Source organism: Cellulosimicrobium sp. NPDC057862 (genome assembly GCF_042797035.1).
Classification (GTDB): domain Bacteria; phylum Actinomycetota; class Actinomycetes; order Actinomycetales; family Cellulomonadaceae; genus Cellulosimicrobium.
This window is the reverse complement of record NZ_JBHVMH010000002.1, coordinates 475,032-491,244: the sequence shown is the minus strand read 5'-3', so window position 1 is coordinate 491,244 and position 16,213 is coordinate 475,032. Positions and strand designations below refer to the sequence as shown.

Sequence of the window (16,213 nt, the reverse complement as noted above, 5' to 3'; positions counted from 1 at the left end):
CTCCTCCATCGATCGTGGCAGTAGCACCCTGCGCCCGACCGTCTCGCGACGGACCGGGGGGTTGCTGCGGCGTCGACGTGCCACGTCACTCGGCCGCTCCGGATGGTTGCTCGGGATCGTACGCCACGTGTCCGACGCGCGGAACGCCCGTCTCGCCGAGCGGCCCGCGGGCGGGGTGCCCGACGTCGGACGGTCGCGCTAGCGTGGCCGCGCGGCCGGGCGGGGGTCCCGGTGGGCAGGGGGATCGATGCGGATCGGGCGAGGACGTGCGGTGGGCGCGGCCGTGGTCGGAGGAGCGGTCGTGGTGGGTGTCGTCCTGCTGTGGACGGCGCCCGAGGGCGAGGACGCACCGCGGGCGGTGGCCGAGGTGGACGTCGTGGGGGCAGACCCCGGGCTGCCCGCCGAGCGGCCGCGGGTCGTCCAGGTCGAACCCGACGAGGACCTCGTCCCGTCTCTCCCGCCCGACAGCGCCCTCGCCGTGGAGACCGGCGAGCCGGTCGACCTGGCGGACCTCGTCGTCGGAGGGTACGAGGGCTGGTGGAGCTCGGACGGCAACGGCGAGGCGTGCGACGCCTACGCCGACGCGCACCCCGAGGTCGTGCTGGCGAGCACGCGCACCGGTGAGGTCGTCGAGGCCCACGCGAGCGGCGCGCGGCTCCAGCGTCCTCCGCAGGCGCCACCGGGAGACCCGGCCGAGTGGCCGCCCGACTCCGTCGTCGTGCTCGACGCGCGGACCGGCGAGGTGCTCGACGCGTTCGCGGTCGACGAGTCCGGGTGGCGCCTCGACCTACCCGTGGACTGCGTCCCGCCATCCGAGACGCCCTGACCACCGGTTGACACGGTGCGTCCCCCGCGCACATCCTGGGACGCAGGTCATGAGTGCCAGCGTGAAACCCCGGTTTGCTGGCCGGCAACCCTCCTCTCGCGGCGGGGTGCCCCGGGTGACGACCAGGCCGTACGCCGACCGGCGCGCGGCAAGCGCGGGGATCACGGTCCCCGGACCGCCCTCGGAGGACTGTGCCATGACTGCTCTCGCCGACGTCTCGTGTCCGACCGAGGTCGCGGAGGCCCCCGACCTCGCGGCGCTCGTCGACGCGCCCGCGCTCCTGCCCGTCGTCGGCGCGGACACGCTCGTCCCGCTCGTCGACGGCCGCAGCGTCCCGTACGCGAACCTCGACGTCGCGGCCTCGGCCCCGGCGCTTCGCTCCGTGGCGGACCGTGTGACCGAGGTGCTCCCGCTCTACGCGAGCGTGCACCGCGGCGCGGGCTACCTGTCGCAGGTCTCGACGGCGCTCTACGAGGCGTCGCGACGCACGATCGGCGCGTTCGTCGGCGCGCGCGAGGACGACGTCACGGTCGTCACGCGCAACACGACCGACTCGCTCAACCTGCTCGCGGGCTGCGTCCCGGCGAACGCGGACGGGACGCCTGGACGCGTGCTCGTCCTCGACGTCGAGCACCACGCGAACCTCCTGCCGTGGCAGCGCGCGGGCGGTGCGACGGTCCTCGCCGGCGGTGCGTCCGTCGCGGAGACGTTGTCCGGCCTGCGCACCGAGCTCGCGCGCTTCCCGTACGCCCTGGTCGCGGTGACCGGCGCGTCGAACGTCACGGGCGAGTCGCTGCCCGTCGCGGACGTCGTGCGGATCGCGCACGACGCCGGGGCGCGCGTCGTGCTCGACGGCGCCCAGCTCGTCCCGCACCGCGGGTTCTCGCTCGCCGACTCGGGCGTCGACTACGTCGCGTTCTCCGGCCACAAGACGTATGCGCCGTTCGGCGCGGGCGCGCTCGTGGGTCGTCGCGACTGGCTCGACGCGGGCACGCCCTACCTCGCCGGCGGCGGTGCGGTGCGCCAGGTCGCCGTCACGGGGACGCAGTGGCAGACGGCGCCCGCGCGTCACGAGGCCGGGTCGCCCAACGTCGTGGGTGCTGCGGCGCTCGCGGCGGCGTGCGACGCGCTCGCGGCGCTCGACCCGGCGGACCTCCACGCGCACGAGGCGACGCTGCGCGCCGCGCTCGTCGCCGGGCTGGAGGCGGTCCCGAGCGTGCGGGTCGTGCGGGTCTGGGAGGACGCCGTCGACCCGGTCGGGGTCGTCACGTTCTCCGTCGAGGGTCACGACCCCGGCCTCGTCGCCGCGTACCTCTCCGCCGAGCACGGCATCGGCGTGCGCGACGGCCGCTTCTGCGCCCACCCGCTGCTCGCGCGTCTCGGGTACGACGCGGGCGCGATCCGCGCGTCCGTCGGCGTCGGGACGACGGGTGCGGACGTCGTCCGGCTCGTCGAGGCCGTGCGGTCGTACGTGGCGCACGGTCCTGCGACGCGGTACGAGGTCGTCGACGGCTGCTGGGCCGTGGCCGACGACCCGCGCCCCGTGCCCGTGGGGTCCGGTCTCGAGGGTCTCTTCGCGACCGCCGCGGCGGGGTTCCTCGCCGACGCCGCGGGGTGCGGCCCCGCCGTCTGACCCGGCGCCGGCGGGACCGCCGGGACAGCCGTTCACCGGGCCGTCGACGAGCGTTGTCCACGACGTCGCCGGACCCTCTTGGCGGCGTCGTCCGCGTGTGCTCTGATATGCGCTGTGCTGCACGACGTCGTCCTCTCGGGGCACGGATTCCGCCTGGAACCGTTGGCCCTGGAGCACGCTGAGACACTGGCCGGCCTCGTCGACGAGGCGATGTGGTCAGGCATGAGCATCCCCATGCCCTTCGGGGTCGCGGGGATGGCCGAGCTGGTGGCCGCGACGCGCGCCGCGCCCGACCTGACGGGCTTCGTCGTGCGCGCCGCCGGACCCGACGGGTCCGTCGGCGACGTGCTCGGCAGCACGGCTTTCCGCGACCTGTCCCTCGTCGACCGCCGGGTCGAGGTCGGCCGGACGTTCTACGCCCGCTCCACGTGGGGGAGCCTCGTCAACCCCGTGACCAAGTGGCTGCTGCTGCGGCACGCGTTCGAGACGTGGGACGTGCACCGCGTCGGCTTCCGCGTCGACACGCGCAACACGCGCTCGCTCGGGGCCATGCGCCGGCTCGGGGCGTACGAGGAGGGCGTCATGCGCGGCCACCGCACCGCGCCCGACGGGACGCGCGCCGACTCCGTCATGTTCTCGATCCTCGCGCCCGAGTGGCCCACCGTCGAGGTCGGGCTGCTGGAACGGATCAACGCGCCGCGCGTCGTGCCCGTGCTCGCCCCGCCGCACCAGCCGATCCCGTTGCCGCTCGCGGCGTCGTAGACCCGCGCACCGCTCGGACGCACGGCGAGGGCCCCGCCGGAGCGGGGCCCTCGCGAGCCGGGGACGTGCCGGGCTACTTGTCGAACGCGTCCTTCACGTCGTCGCCCGCCTGCTTGAGGTCGGCCTTCGCCTGGTCGGCCTTGCCCTCGGCCTCGAGCCGCTCGTTGCCCGTGAGCTTGCCCGCGCCCTCCTTGAGCTTGCCCCCTGCCTCCTCGGCGGCGTGCTTGGCCTTGTCTCCCAGTCCCATGAGTGCTCCTCTCGTCGGTGCGTGCTCGACCGTAGGCACGGGTCGGGTCACTCGCACGCGGTCGCGCACCCCGCGTGTGGTGGGATGTGCGGGTGCAGCACGACACCACCCTCGAAGACTTCGGCGTCCGCCTCGTCCCGCTCGACGAGAGCCACGCCCCCGCGCTCGGCGCGCTCGTCGACGACGGCATCTGGGCCGGCATGTCGAGCCGCGTGCCCAGCGGGACGGACGCGATGGCCGGGTACGTCCGCGACGCTGTCGCCGCCCCCGGTCGGCTCGCGTTCGCCGTGGTCGGTCCAGCGGCGGACGGCGCGTCCGACGGCGCGGAGGTCGTCCGCGGATCGACGTCGCTCTACGAGTGGGTGCCCTCGCAGGGCAGGGTCGAGCTCGGCTCGACGTTCTACGCGCGCCCGTGGTGGGGCGGCGTGACCAACCCCGCGTGCAAGTACCTGCTGCTGCGCCACGCGTTCGAGGACCTCGACGTCGCGCGCGTCGCGCTGCGCGCGGACGCCCGCAACAGCCGGTCCATCGGCGCGATCCGGCGCCTGGGCGCCGTGCCCGAGGGCGTGCTCCGCAGCCACCGCGTCGCACCCGACGGGTCGCGCCAGGACACCGCCTACTTCTCGATCCTGCTCGACGAGTGGCCGACCGTCCGCGACGGCCTGCTCGCGCGCCTCGCGTAGGCGGTCGGCTCGCCGAGAACGAGCCTGCGCGGCGTCGAACACGGGGTTGGTGTCGCTCTTCGCTCGAGAACGACACCAACCCCGTGTTTGGCAGCGGGGCCGGGGGTGGTCAGGGGCGCGGCGTGACCCGGCCCGAGAGGTGCAACCGGCCCTTGCCGTCCCACGCCTGGTAGACGACGCCCGTCGTCGGGTCGCCCGCACCGTCGGGCACGGCAGGGGTGACCTGCCCGACGGCGTCCCGCACCAGGGCGGGCACGTCGCCCGCGGGGCGCAGCGCGACGTCGACCGTGCTCGGCAGCAGGACGGGCTTCGCGAAGGACACCGTCCAGTCGTACGTGTCGCCGCGGCGCGGTCCCGCCTCGGCGAGCGCGCGCGCGGCCGTGTACATGCCGTGCGCGATGGCGCGCGGGAACCCGAACGCCTTGGCGCCGAGCCCCGACGTGTGGATGGGGTTCCGGTCGCCGGAGACGGCCGCGTACGCGCGACCGGTCCCCGCGCCGAGCGTCCAGCGCGCCGTCGGGAGCGGGGCGACGAACGCCTCCGTGCCCGACGCCGCCGTGGCATCGTCGCCCGTCGGGCCGCCCGGGAGCGTGACGCCCTTCGCGAGGTACGTCGAGACCCCTCGGTAGGCGGGCGTCGTCGCCGACAGACCGCTCCCGGACGCGCGCTCCTCGTCCGTGCGCTCGACGGAGACCTCCGTCACGAGGTCCACCCGGACCCCGCGCCGGTGCGGACGCAGCCCCTCGGCCCAGGCACGCACCTCGAGCGTGTCCCCGAGCCGCACCGGACGCAGCACGGACACCGAGTTCGCGAGGTGCACCATGCCGAGCAGCGGGAGAGGGAAGTCGGTCCGGACCATGACGGCCGTCGCGAGCGGGAACCCGAGCACGTGCAGGTATCCGGCGGGCAGCACCTCCGACGGGGCCTCGCCCACGAGGCGTGCGTACCGCGCGAGGTGCGCGGCGCTGCCCACGTGGTCGGGCGCGGCGTCGTCGCCCGTCGGCACGCCTGCGACGCGGTACGTGACCTCCGGCAGCTCCAGGTCACGACGCCCGCCGCCCGTGGGGAAGCGGTGCGCCGCCGCGATCCGGCCCGACGCCGCGAGCCCGCGCACGTACAGGCCACCGAGCCCGGGGATCGCGGGCAGGGTCTCGACCCGGTCGGGCGCGCCCGACCGGGGTGCGGGCCCGACGCCGTCGGGCGCCGTCACCGGCCCACCACGTTCTGCCCGCACACGCGCAGCACCTGCCCGTTCACGCCGGCGGCACCCGGCGACGCGAGGAACGCGATCGCCTCGGCCACGTCCACGGGCTGGCCGCCCTGCTGGAGCGACGCGACCCGGCGCGCGACCTCGCGCTGGACGAACGGGATCGACGCCGTCATGTCCGTCTCGATGAACCCCGGCGCGACGGCGTTCGCCGTGCCGCCCGGCCCGCCCGGCGCCGCGAGCAGGCGCGCGAACGCGCGCGTGTGCCCGATGACGCCGGCCTTCGAGAACGCGTAGTTCGCCTGGCCGCGGTTGCCCGCGATGCCGCTCGTCGACGCGAGCGACACGATGCGCGGCGCGGAGGAGAACCCGTTCGCGCCGAGCAGGTACTCCGTGATCCGGAGCTGCGCGGCGAGGTTCACCGCGATCACGGCGTCCCACTTGTCCGCGGACATGTTGGCGAGCAGCTTGTCGCGCAGGATCCCCGCGTTGTGCACCAGGACGTCGAGCCCGCCGTGCCGCGCGCGGGCGTGCTCGAGGATGCGCGCGCCCGCGTCGTCGGCGGTCACGTCGAGCTGGAGCGCCGTGCCCTTGATCTCGTTCGCGACCGTGGCGAGCGCCTCGCCCGCCGCGGGCACGTCGACCACGACGACCTTCGCGCCGTCGCGCGCGAGCGTCCGCGCGACCTGCGCACCGATGCCGCGCGCCGCGCCCGTGACGACAGCGACCTTTCCGGCGAGCGGCTGGTCCCAGTACGTGCCCGTCACGCCGACGTCGGCGACGGGCGCGCCGACCCGCAGCACCTGCCCGTCGACGAAGGCAGACCGGGCGGACAGGAGGAAGCGGAGCGCGGCGAGGACGCTCACGCTGTCGACCGGGGCGTCGTCGGTCACCTGGATGCCGTTGCCGGTCGCGCCGTAGCGGAGCTCCTTGGCGACGGAGCGCAGGAACCCGTCGACGCCCTCGCGGGCGGCGGCGAGCTCGGGGGAGTCCGTGTCGGCGGGGGCGCGCGAGATCGTCACGACGCGGCCGTTGGGCGCGAGGCGGCGCAGCGTGGCGGAGAGCGCCAGGACGGGCGCGGACGCGTCCTCAGGACGCTCGATCCCGCTGAGCACGACGACGACCGCACCCCAGCGGGTCGTGTCGTCCGGGGTCTGGCGGACGTCGAGGTCCCAGGCGAGCAGGGCCTCGGCCACGCGGTCGGCGTCGTCGCGCACGCCGGGCGTGCCGCCGAGCACGAGCACGGGCCCGACGGTGAGCGGGTCGCCCGCGCGGAAGCGGCGCAGGACCGCCGGGCGGGGTAGGCCCAGCTTCTTGGCGAGCGTCTTCGTGAAGCCGGAGTTGACGGCCTGGACGTAGGAGTCGGTCACGGTGGTTCCTCTCGGGTCGTCGGGCCGTCAGGCGGGGGTGTCCGTCGCGGGGACGGACTCGAGGATCGCGGCGACGCCGAGGCCTCCCGCGGCGCACACGGAGATCAGCGCCCGCGCCGGGGCGCCGGTCTCGGCGGTCTTCGCGGCGAGGAGCTTGGCCGCCGTCGCGACGATGCGGCCGCCGGTCGCGGCGAACGGGTGGCCCGCGGCGAGCGAGGACCCGTTGACATTGAGGCGCGAGCGGTCGATCGACCCGAGCGCGCCGTCGAGGCCCAGCTCGGTGCGGCAGTACTCGTCGTCCTCCCAGGCCTTGAGCGTCGTGAGGACCGTGGAGGCGAACGCCTCGTGGATCTCGTAGAGGTCGAAGTCGCCGAGCGCGAGGCCGTTGCGCGCGAGCAGGCGCGGGACGGCGTGGGCCGGGGCCATGAGCAGGCCCTCGTGCCCGTGCACGAAGTCGACGGCCGCGGTCTCGGCGTCGACGACGCGCGCGAGCAGCGGGAGGTCGCGCTCGCGCGCCCACTCGGCGGACGCGAGCAGGACCGTGGACGCGCCGTCGGTCAGCGGGGTCGAGTTGCCCGCCGTCATGGTCGGCCCCGCGCTGCTCCCGTCGCCCGCCACCGCGCCCGCGAGGCGCTTGCCGTACACCGGCTTGAGCGCGGCGAGCTTCTCGAGCGACGAGTCGGTGCGCAGGTTGTCGTCGCGCACGAGCCCGCGGAACGGGGTGACGAGGTCGTCGAAGAACCCGGCGTCCCACGCGGCCGCGAGATGCTCGTGGCTCGCGAGCGCGAGCTCGTCCTGCGCCTCGCGCGAGACGCCCCAGCGCGCCGTCGTGATCGCCTGGTGCTCGCCCATGGACAGGCCGGTGCGCGGCTCGTCGGTGGCGGGGGTGAGGGGCGCGAGGTCGGACGGCCGAACCTTGGCGAAGGCCTTGACGCGCTGGCCGAAGGTCTTCGCGTGGCTCGCCTCCAGGAGCGCCCGGCGCAAGCCCTCGCTCACGGCGATGGGCGCGTCGGAGACCGTGTCGGAGCCGCCCGCGACGCCCGACTCGACCTGGCCGAGGCGGATCTTGTTCGCGACGGTGATCGTCGCCTCGAGGCCGGTCGCGCACGCCTGCTGGAGGTCGTAGGCCGGGGTCTCGGGGGAGAGGGAGGAGCCCAGCACGGACTCTCGCACGAGGTTGAAGTCGCGCGAGTGCTTGAGCACCGCGCCCCCGACGACCTCGCCGAGCCGCTCGCCCTGGAGGCCGAAGCGCGCGACGAGACCTTCGAGCGCGGCCGTGAACATCTCCTGGTTGCTCGCCGACGAGTACTTCTTGCCCGCGCGGGCGAACGGGATGCGGTTCCCGCCCACGACCCAGGCGTCGCGGGGGGCGCCGGGGGTGCTGGTCGTCTCCGCCTGCTGGGCGGCCTGTCCGGGCGACTGCTCGGGGGTCTGCTCGGGGGTCCGGCGGGGGCTGGTGCGGTTGGCCACTGTGCCTCACTTCCTGTCCGTGCTCGCTGCGCTGCGTCGGTCCCGGCCCGGGGAGGAAGCCTCTGCGCGACGTCGTGGTCGACGGCGCGCGGAGGCAGGGAGAGGGCCGGCTGGTGTCCAATACCAAGAGTACCTGATACTCTCGGTTTCGTGAGTCGGGTCACAGGGCCGTGCCCTGCCCCGACGCGGTGCCGGAGGACCAGGCACCGACGACATCGAGGTCGGGCGCAACGGAGGGCGACGTGAACACAGGTGCCGACGCGCGAGCGGCCACCCGAGGACGGGTGCAGCCGGGCGCGGCGGTGGACGGCCGGTCGACCCGCTGGGACGAGCACCGGGCGGCACGCCGCGCGGAGCTCATCCGGGCGGCGAGCAAGGCCGTGCACCGCGGAGGTCCCGGGGTCTCCATGGATGAGATCGCGGCGGCGTCGGGGACGTCGAAGTCGATCATCTACCGCTACTTCGACGACAAGACGGGCCTGCAGGTCGCGCTCGGGTCCGCCGTCGTGGGGCAGATGCACGACGCGCTGACCCAGGCGGCCGAGTCGGCCGAGACGCCCAAGCGCGCGCTGCGCGCGATGGTCGGCGTCTATCTCGAGATGATCGAGAGCTCGCCCAACGTCTACTACTTCGTCACCCGGACGAGCGCCGTCGCGGGGACGGAGGAGCCCGCGGCGCAGCTCGCCGCGAGCGGCATCACCAACGGGACCGCCGGAGCGAGCCGCGCGCCCCTCGCGGCGTTCCTCGACTCGGTGATCGAGCTCGTCGCCGAGCCGTTCGCCCGCGTCACCGACGTCTCTCCCGCCGACGCCGCGGCCTGGGCCGCGGGCGCCGTCGGGTTCGTGCGCGGCGCCGGGGAGTGGTGGCTCGGTCACCGCGACCGGGCCGACGTCCCGGACCGCGAGCAGCTCACCGAGCGCGTCGCCGCCTGGCTCTGGGCCGGGCCCGTCGGCGTGCTCTCCCACAACCCGGGCACCCCCCGCTCCCACGACGACCGGCGTGCGGCGCCCGCGACCCGTCGCGACGGCGTCCGCCGCCCCGGCACCGACCGCCCTGAGCACCCGGCGACCGCCTCAGACCTCAAGGAGATCCCATGACCGCCACGTCCGACCGTCCCGCCCTCGCGCAGCGCGCGACGACCCCGGGCGCCGCGAGCGCGACGCCGCCGGGCGAGGCCCGCGTCGACGTCGCCTCCCTCGAGAAGCTCCTGCTCGGCCGGTGGGCCGACCTGCGCGCGACGGCGCGCGCCACCGCGGGCGAGGAGGCGTTCCAGCGCATCGAGGGCCTGACCCTGCGCGAGCACCGCGAGCGCGTGCTGGAGCAGATGCGCCTTCTCGTCGGCAAGGGGCAGGTCTGGCGCGGGTACCCCGAGCGCCTCGGCGGCGCGGACGACGCGGGCGGCAACCTCGCCGGGTTCGAGGAGCTCGTCGCGGCCGACCCGTCGCTCCAGATCAAGGCGGGCGTGCAGTGGGGCCTGTTCGGTGCGGCGATCCTGCACCTCGGCACCCCCGAGCAGCAGGACCGCCTCCTCCCGGGCGCGATGGACCTCTCGGTGCCGGGTGCCTTCGCGATGACGGAGATCGGGCACGGGTCCGACGTCGCGAGCATCGGCACGACCGCGACCTACGACCCCGAGACCGAGGAGTTCGTCATCCACACCCCGTTCCGCGGGGCGTGGAAGGAGTTCCTCGGCAACGCGGGCGTGCACGGCGTCGCGGCGGTCGTGTTCGCGCAGCTCGTCACCCAGAACGTGAACCACGGCGTGCACGCGTTCTACGTGCCGATCCGCGACACGGCGGGCGAGCGCGACGAGCTCGGGCGCCTGCCGTTCCTGCCCGGCGTGGGCGGCGAGGACGACGGCCAGAAGGGCGGGCTCAACGGCATCGACAACGGCCGCCTGCACTTCGACCAGGTGCGGATCCCGCGCACCGACCTGCTCGCCCGCTACGGCTCGGTCGACGCCGACGGCACGTACTCGAGCCCGATCGAGAGCCCGGGGCGCCGGTTCTTCACGATGCTCGGGTCGCTCGTGCAGGGGCGCGTGTCGCTCGACGGCGCCGCGGTCACCGCGTCGAAGCTCGGCCTCACCATCGCCGTGCGGTACGCGAACGAGCGCCGCCAGTTCACCGGCGCGAGCGCGACCGAGGAGGTCGTGCTCCTCGACTACGGCACGCACAAGCGCCGCCTCATCGTGCCGATCGCGGAGACGTACGCCGCGCACTTCGCGCACGACCGCCTGCTCGACCTGTTCCACTCCGTGTTCTCCGGCGAGGAGGACACCCCGGAGCAGCGCGAGGACCTCGAGACGACGGCTGCCGCGCTCAAGGCGACGAGCACCCGGTTCGCGCTCGACGTGCTCCAGGAGACGCGCGAGGCGTGCGGCGGCGCGGGCTTCATCACGGCCAACCGCATCACGAGCCTGCGTGCGGACCTCGACGTCTACGCGACGTTCGAGGGCGACAACACCGTCCTGCTCCAGCTCGTCGCCAAGCGCCTGCTCGCCGACTACGGCAAGCAGTTCAAGGGCATCACCCCGGGCCAGATGGCGCGCGTCGTCGTCGAGCGCGCGGGCGACATGGCGCTGCACCGCACCCCGCTCAAGCGTGCGGCGCAGGCGCTCGCGGACGTCGGCGACCCGCGCCGCGCCGCCGGCCACCTGCGCGACCCCGAGACGCAGCGCGCGCTGCTCACCGACCGGGTCGAGACGATGGTCGCGGACGTCGCGCAGGCCCTGCGCCCCGCGCAGAAGGCCGACCCGGAGACGGCGACGAACCTGTTCAACGCCCACCAGGTCGAGCTCGTCGAGGCGGCGCGCGCCCACGCCGAGCTGCTGCGCTGGGAGGCGTTCACGCAGGCGCTCGACACGATCGAGGACGCGGGCACCCGCGAGGTCCTCACGACGGTCCGCGACCTGTTCGGCCTGAGCCTCGTCGAGCGCCACCTCGCGTGGTACCTGCTCAACGGCCGCCTCTCGACGCAGCGCGCCCGGACGGTCACGAGCTACCTCGACCGCCTCATCGACCGGCTGCGCCCCCACGCGCAGGACCTCGTCGACGCGTGGGGCTACGGCCCGGAGCACCTGCGCGCGACGATCGCGTCCGGCATCGAGAAGGAGCGCCAGGACGAGGCGCGCGACTACTACCGGCGCCTGCGTGCGAGCGGCGACGAGCCGCGGAGCGAGAAGTCGCTGCGCAAGGCCGCGAAGGGCGGCCCGCAGGCCCGCTGACCAGATCTCGGCCGGTCGCTGACCGGCCCGTCCCTGGAACGTCCTCGGCGCAGCAGGCGGAGCGGTACCGCCGCCGAGGGTCAGGCCCGGGCGGCACGACGTCCACCAGCCGTCGTGCCGCCCGGGCCGTTGCTGTCCCCGCTCTCGCCGAACACGACGTGGGGGTCGTTCTGGACGCCGGAACGACCCCCATGTCGTGTTGGACCGCGTGCGACGTCGTGCTCGGCGTGAGCCGAGGCCCTGGTGTCAGGTCGGGTTGCAGCGTGCTGCCATCGTGGCGAGCAGCCCGACGTCGGGCCGCCACGGCTCCAGGTTCCACGTCGTCTTGTCCGGGGCGCCGACGGCGTGGCACACGAGCTGGTCGTGCATCGTGGGCACGTCGGCCTCCGGCTCGGCGGCGACGAGCTGCGCCCACACGAGCTCCTGGCCCGCCTGGCCCGCGGCGCGCGCCCACGTGGTCGGGTCGACGGCGAGCGACCGCCCGCCCTCGCGCTCGCCCCAGTCGGTGCTCCGGACGGACTGCGTGCCGAGCGTCACGACGACGTCCCACGCCGCCGTCGGGCCCTCGCCGGACGATCCCGTCTCGCCCGCGTCGTCGCCCGGGGCGCTCGGGGTCCCGTCCGTCCCGTCGGTACCTGGCGTGGTGCCCGCAGTGGTGCCCGACGGTGCCCTCGGCGTGGGCACGAGCGTCACCCACGCGTGGTGCGCGTCGACGAGCACGACCCGCACGCCGGGGGTGCTCGGCGTGCCGCCGCCCACCGCTGCGTCGTCGTCCGCGACGTCCCCGCTCGCGCCGTCGCCATGCCCCTCGCCGGACAGCCCCTCGCCGGACGGATCCTCGCCGGACGGATCCTCGCCGGACGGTACGTCGCCGTGCGGACCGACGCCGTGCGCACCGAGGACGCGCGGGCTGTCGAGCCCGCCGACCGGGGTGCCGGCGTCGTCCAGGACGGTGAGCGTGCCGTCGGCGTGGCGCACGAGCGAGCCCCCCTCGACCGAGATCCGCGCAGGGGCTTCGGCGAGGACGAGGGGGACGTCCGACGTCCCCTCGTCGCCGGCCGAGACCTCGACCGCCAGGTCGTCCTCGCCCGGCGTGCTGGAGGGCAGCGCGGGTGCCGCGATCTCGACGACGACGGGTCCCACGGGCACGCGCACGACGTCGGGCTCTGCGGTAGGGGCCCGACCCGGCTCCGCCGCGTCTCCGCCCGCGCCGGACGTGTCGTCCGCGGGCGTCGTCGTGGCCGCGTCGAGGCTCGGTGGGGCCACTCCGTCGCCGGGCGTGCAGCCGGCGAGGACTGCCGATGCCAGGGCTCCGGCGGCGAGCGTCAGCACGACGGCTCCGGGTCGCCGTCGCGCACCGGCGCGGCCGGACCGGGTCACGACGACACGGGGAGCAGCCCGGCCCAGCGTCGGCCGAGGTCCACGAGCCCCACGCGGTCGAGCGCGTCGACCTCGTCCGGCGTGAACCAGCCGACGTCGTCGGTCGACTCGTCCTCCTCGACGCGCAGCTCTCCGCCCACCACGTGCGCGCGATAGACGATGCGGATGCCGTGCAGCGAGCGGTCGCGGTCCTCGACGCGCAACCGTGCGGCAGCGTCGACGACGATGCTGTCCACGCCGAGCAGGCCGTCGAGCACGACGTCGTAGCCGGTCTCCTCGCGGACCTCGCGGACGGCCGCGGCCTCCGGGTGCTCGCCGGGGTCGATGCCGCCGCCGGGCAGGGTCCAGCCGTCGTGGTCCCCCTCGCTCCAGTGGGGGAGGAGCATCCTCCCGTCCTCGCGGACGATCACGGCGTAGGCGGCGACGCGGATCTGCATGGACCCATCATGCGCGACGGCCGTCGTCGTCCCCGGCGGTTCCGGCGAACACGCGGTTCCGGCGCGCCGATCATGCGGATGCAGCCCGTCCCGCGCCCGGACGGGCCACAGCTCCATGTTCGGCGCACGCCGAGGCCGGCCAGCATTCCTTGCGCAAGCAATCGACATCGAATACTCTGAGTCAAGTATTCGGAGGTGAGCGATGTCCCGTCGTCCTGTGTCCAACCCGCTCGCGCTCGCCGTGCTCGCGAGCCTCGCCGAGAGGCCCATGTACCCGTACGAGATCACGACGACCCTGCGCGAGCGGGGCAAGGACGACAGCATCCGGCTCAACTTCGGCTCGCTCTACTCCGTCATCAAGTCGCTCGAGAAGCACGGCTTCATCACGCCGTCGCACTCGGAGCGTGAGGGCAACCGGCCCGAACGCGTCGTCTACGAGATCACGGAGGCGGGCAAGGTCGAGGCCGCCGCGTGGCTGCGCGAGCTGCTCGCCGTGCCGTCCAAGGAGTACCCGGACGTCGAGGCGGGGCTGTCGCTCATCGCCATGCTCTCGCCCGAGGAGGTCGCGGCGCTCCTGCGCGCGCGTCTCGCCTCGCTCGACGCGGAGATCCGCACGCGCGACGCCGGGCTCACCGGCGCTGCGGCGGCCGGCCTGCCGGAGATCTTCCTCGTCGAGGCCGACTACCGGCTGGCCATGCTGCGCGCGGAGCGCGTCTGGATCGACCGGTTCGCCGCGCGCCTGGAGACGGGCGAGGTCGGCGGCCAGGACGGCTGGGCCGAGATGGCGCGCCTGCGCGCCGCGGGCGCCTCGCCCGAGGAGATCGAGGAGGTCGTGCGCCGCCACCTGCCCGCCGACCTCACCCCCTGAACCACCGGCGCGCGCCCGACCGGGTGCGCGCCGGACGGACAAAGAGTGGTGGCCCGGATGCGCCAACATCCGGACCACCGAGCCCGAGTCGTCCCGCCGGAACCGACAGAACGCTGCGTCAACAGTCACCCAGGGCCCTCCCATGCTAGCCGCGTGGGAGTGGCCACCCCCGGCGAGACGGCTCCCGACACAAGGAGCCTCATCGTGCCCTCCACCACCCGCGCGCGGGAGACGGCGATCGACGCCGTCGACCTGCGCAAGACGTACCCGGGCGGCCGCGGCCGCCCGCCCGTGCGCGCGCTCGACGGCCTGTCGTTCGCCGTGCCCGCGGGCACCGTGTTCGCGCTGCTCGGCCCCAACGGGGCGGGCAAGTCGACGACCGCCAAGATCCTCACGACGCTCAGCCGCGCCGACTCCGGCACGGCGTCCGTCGCGGGGATCGACGTCGCGCGTCACCCCGAGCGCGTGCGGCGCGCGATCGGCTACGTCGCGCAGAAGCCCGTGACCGACCCGATGGACAGCGGTCGCGAGAACCTCGTCCTCGCGGGCCGGCTCCAGGGCCTCGGCGCGCGCGACGCCCGTGCCCGCGCGAGCGAGCTCCTCGAGCGGTTCTCGCTCACGGACGCGGCCGACCGCCTCGTGCGGACGTACAGCGGCGGCATGGCGCGCAAGCTCGACGTCGCGATGGGCATCGTCCACCGCCCTCGCGTGCTGTTCCTCGACGAGCCGACCACGGGCCTCGACCCGGAGGCGCGCGCCGAGATGTGGGCGGAGATCGAGCGCATGGCGGCGCGCGAGAGCATGACGGTCCTGCTCACCACGCACTACCTGGAGGAGGCCGACCGCCTCGCCGCGAACCTCGCGATCGTCGACCACGGTCGCGTGGCTGTCGCGGGGACCCCGGACGCGCTGAAGGACGAGCTGCGCGGCGACGGGATCGTCGTCGAGCTCGCCCCCGCGGCGCTCGTGCCCGACGCCGGAGCCACCTTCGCGGCCCGCGTCACCGCCGCGGTCAGCACGTGCGCGAGCGTTCGCGACGTGCACGTCGAGGGCCGGACCCTGCGCGCCCGCGCCGACTCGGGCGCCGTCGCGCTGCCCACCGTCCTCACCGCGCTCGACGTCGCGGGGCTCCCCGTCGCGTCGGCGACGCTCGCGCGGCCGAGCCTCGACGACGTGTACCTGCGGCACACGGGCCGCACCTTCACGGCCGCGCAGTCCTCCGGCGACGTCACACCCGGGGGCGGCCCGGGGACCGACGCCGGCGCGACCGTCGAGGGGGTAGCCGCATGACCGCCGTCGTGCACACCGGGCTGCTCACCGCCCGGGCGCTGCGCCAGGGCGCGCGCATCCCCGTGTTCATGGTCATGAACCTCGTGCAGCCGATGATCTGGCTGCTGCTGTTCGGCCAGCTCTTCAAGGCTGTCGTCGAGATCCCCGGGTTCTCCACCGGCGGGACGTACCTCGAGTTCATCACGCCCGGCGTCGTCATGATGACGGCGATGTTCGGGGCCGCGTGGGCCGGGACGTCGTACGTGCAGGACATGGACCGAGGCGTCATGGACCGCTTCCTCACGTCGCCGGCGTCGCGCGGCGCGCTCATGGCGTCGACGATGATCTACCAGGCCGTCATCGCGGTCGGGCAGGCGCTCGTCGTGCTGGCGGTCGCGTGGCTGTGCGGCGCGCGGTTCGGCAGCACGCCCGGCGAGACGACGCTCGGCGTCCTGGCCCTGCTGCTCGCGGTCGTGCTGCTCACAGCCCTCTTCTCGGCGCTGAGCAACGCCATGGCCCTGCTCACTGGCCAGCAGGAGGCGCTCATCGGCATCTCGCAGCTCATCACCCTGCCGCTCATGTTCCTGTCCTCGGCCGTGATGGACACGAGCCTGTCCGCCGACTGGGTGGCCGACGTCGCGCGGTTCAACCCGTTCGACTGGGCCGTCGTCGCGGGGCGCGAGGCGCTCGCGGCGTCACCCGACTGGGGCGTGGTGTGGGGCCGGCTCGGTCTGCTCGCGCTCGCGGCCGTCGTCATGGGTTGGCTCGCGACGCAGGCGTTCCGCACCCGCCAGCGCTCGGCCTGACCCCGCGCACGACGTCCGCCCGAGGCCGA

General features: G+C 74.8%; 15 protein-coding genes and 2 riboswitches. Of the genes, 9 read left to right on the top strand and 6 right to left on the bottom strand.

From position 1 onward, the window contains the following. Positions 1 to 2: 2 nt before the first annotated feature. A riboswitch (SAM riboswitch) is annotated at positions 3 to 109 on the bottom strand. Between the two features lie 192 nt (positions 110 to 301). The 3 genes from ACFVN3_RS04850 to ACFVN3_RS04840 all read left to right on the top strand — a co-directional run bounded on the left by ACFVN3_RS04850 (position 302) and on the right by ACFVN3_RS04840 (position 3,221). Then, entirely contained in the window at positions 302 to 826 is a 525-nt protein-coding gene (locus ACFVN3_RS04850) for a hypothetical protein (RefSeq protein WP_378231115.1), read from the top strand. 45 nt (positions 827 to 871) lie between these two features. Then, positions 872 to 987: riboswitch (SAM riboswitch) on the top strand. A 35-nt stretch (positions 988 to 1,022) separates the two neighbouring features. Continuing rightward, positions 1,023 to 2,459 (top strand): aminotransferase class V-fold PLP-dependent enzyme, encoded by a 1,437-nt coding sequence (locus ACFVN3_RS04845; RefSeq protein ID WP_378231113.1) that lies wholly within the window; start codon positions 1,023 to 1,025, stop codon positions 2,457 to 2,459. A gap of 114 nt (positions 2,460 to 2,573) precedes the next feature. After that, positions 2,574 to 3,221 (top strand): GNAT family N-acetyltransferase, encoded by a 648-nt coding sequence (locus ACFVN3_RS04840; protein WP_378231111.1) that lies wholly within the window; start codon positions 2,574 to 2,576, stop codon positions 3,219 to 3,221. Between the two features lie 73 nt (positions 3,222 to 3,294). Here ACFVN3_RS04840 and ACFVN3_RS04835 read toward each other — a convergent pair whose 3' ends face one another. Then, on the bottom strand, positions 3,295 to 3,468 hold the full coding sequence (locus tag ACFVN3_RS04835) for a CsbD family protein (RefSeq protein WP_378231109.1): 174 nt from the start codon (positions 3,466 to 3,468) through the stop codon (positions 3,295 to 3,297). A 92-nt stretch (positions 3,469 to 3,560) separates the two neighbouring features. On the opposite strand from ACFVN3_RS04835, the gene ACFVN3_RS04830 reads away from it, so the two are divergent. Beyond that, positions 3,561 to 4,151: a GNAT family N-acetyltransferase gene (locus ACFVN3_RS04830; RefSeq protein ID WP_378231107.1), complete on the top strand. Its 591-nt coding sequence runs from the start codon at positions 3,561 to 3,563 to the stop codon at positions 4,149 to 4,151. A gap of 109 nt (positions 4,152 to 4,260) precedes the next feature. Here ACFVN3_RS04830 and ACFVN3_RS04825 read toward each other — a convergent pair whose 3' ends face one another. The 3 genes from ACFVN3_RS04825 to ACFVN3_RS04815 are packed head-to-tail and all read right to left on the bottom strand — an operon-like array spanning position 4,261 to position 8,198. After that, entirely contained in the window at positions 4,261 to 5,361 is a 1,101-nt protein-coding gene (locus tag ACFVN3_RS04825) for a MaoC/PaaZ C-terminal domain-containing protein (protein WP_378231105.1), read from the bottom strand. Further along, positions 5,358 to 6,728 (bottom strand): 3-oxoacyl-ACP reductase, encoded by a 1,371-nt coding sequence (locus ACFVN3_RS04820; RefSeq protein ID WP_378231103.1) that lies wholly within the window; start codon positions 6,726 to 6,728, stop codon positions 5,358 to 5,360. Before ACFVN3_RS04820 ends, ACFVN3_RS04825 begins: the two co-directional genes overlap by 4 nt. Positions 6,729 to 6,755: 27 nt before the next feature. Further along, positions 6,756 to 8,198 carry an acetyl-CoA C-acetyltransferase gene (locus ACFVN3_RS04815; protein ID WP_378231101.1) on the bottom strand — a complete coding sequence of 481 codons (1,443 nt, stop codon included), beginning with the start codon at positions 8,196 to 8,198 and terminating at the stop codon, positions 6,756 to 6,758. A 242-nt stretch (positions 8,199 to 8,440) separates the two neighbouring features. On the opposite strand from ACFVN3_RS04815, the gene ACFVN3_RS04810 reads away from it, so the two are divergent. Next, positions 8,441 to 9,295 carry a TetR family transcriptional regulator gene (locus ACFVN3_RS04810; RefSeq protein WP_378231099.1) on the top strand — a complete coding sequence of 285 codons (855 nt, stop codon included), beginning with the start codon at positions 8,441 to 8,443 and terminating at the stop codon, positions 9,293 to 9,295. Next, positions 9,292 to 11,424: an acyl-CoA dehydrogenase gene (locus tag ACFVN3_RS04805; protein ID WP_378231097.1), complete on the top strand. Its 2,133-nt coding sequence runs from the start codon at positions 9,292 to 9,294 to the stop codon at positions 11,422 to 11,424. Before ACFVN3_RS04810 ends, ACFVN3_RS04805 begins: the two co-directional genes overlap by 4 nt. 246 nt (positions 11,425 to 11,670) lie before the next feature. On the opposite strand, the gene ACFVN3_RS04800 is transcribed toward ACFVN3_RS04805, so the two are convergent. Both ACFVN3_RS04800 and ACFVN3_RS04795 read right to left on the bottom strand, forming a co-directional pair. Beyond that, complete coding sequence (locus ACFVN3_RS04800) at positions 11,671 to 12,756, bottom strand: DUF2599 domain-containing protein (protein ID WP_378231095.1); 1,086 nt, start codon at positions 12,754 to 12,756, stop codon at positions 11,671 to 11,673. 44 nt (positions 12,757 to 12,800) lie between these two features. Then, positions 12,801 to 13,241 (bottom strand): NUDIX hydrolase, encoded by a 441-nt coding sequence (locus ACFVN3_RS04795; protein WP_378231093.1) that lies wholly within the window; start codon positions 13,239 to 13,241, stop codon positions 12,801 to 12,803. A 202-nt stretch (positions 13,242 to 13,443) separates the two neighbouring features. On the opposite strand from ACFVN3_RS04795, the gene ACFVN3_RS04790 reads away from it, so the two are divergent. The 3 genes from ACFVN3_RS04790 to ACFVN3_RS04780 all read left to right on the top strand — a co-directional run bounded on the left by ACFVN3_RS04790 (position 13,444) and on the right by ACFVN3_RS04780 (position 16,184). After that, positions 13,444 to 14,109: a PadR family transcriptional regulator gene (locus ACFVN3_RS04790; protein ID WP_378231091.1), complete on the top strand. Its 666-nt coding sequence runs from the start codon at positions 13,444 to 13,446 to the stop codon at positions 14,107 to 14,109. A gap of 204 nt (positions 14,110 to 14,313) precedes the next feature. Next, positions 14,314 to 15,399 (top strand): ATP-binding cassette domain-containing protein, encoded by a 1,086-nt coding sequence (locus ACFVN3_RS04785; protein ID WP_378231089.1) that lies wholly within the window; start codon positions 14,314 to 14,316, stop codon positions 15,397 to 15,399. Then, on the top strand, positions 15,396 to 16,184 hold the full coding sequence (locus ACFVN3_RS04780) for an ABC transporter permease (RefSeq protein WP_378231087.1): 789 nt from the start codon (positions 15,396 to 15,398) through the stop codon (positions 16,182 to 16,184). The genes ACFVN3_RS04785 and ACFVN3_RS04780 overlap by 4 nt, the downstream gene beginning before the upstream one ends. The last annotated feature ends 29 nt before the right edge of the window (positions 16,185 to 16,213 follow it).

What these genes read in the sequence shown, in the direction of transcription:
- ACFVN3_RS04845 (WP_378231113.1), top strand. Translation starts at nt 1,023, where the DNA reads ATGACTGCTCTCGCCGACGTCTCGTGTCCGACCGAGGTCGCGGAGGCC.
- ACFVN3_RS04835 (WP_378231109.1), bottom strand. Translation starts at nt 3,468, where the DNA reads ATGGGACTGGGAGACAAGGCCAAGCACGCCGCCGAGGAGGCAGGGGGC.
- ACFVN3_RS04805 (WP_378231097.1), top strand. Translation starts at nt 9,292, where the DNA reads ATGACCGCCACGTCCGACCGTCCCGCCCTCGCGCAGCGCGCGACGACC.
- ACFVN3_RS04795 (WP_378231093.1), bottom strand. Translation starts at nt 13,241, where the DNA reads ATGCAGATCCGCGTCGCCGCCTACGCCGTGATCGTCCGCGAGGACGGG.
- ACFVN3_RS04790 (WP_378231091.1), top strand. Translation starts at nt 13,444, where the DNA reads ATGTCCCGTCGTCCTGTGTCCAACCCGCTCGCGCTCGCCGTGCTCGCG.
- ACFVN3_RS04780 (WP_378231087.1), top strand. Translation starts at nt 15,396, where the DNA reads ATGACCGCCGTCGTGCACACCGGGCTGCTCACCGCCCGGGCGCTGCGC.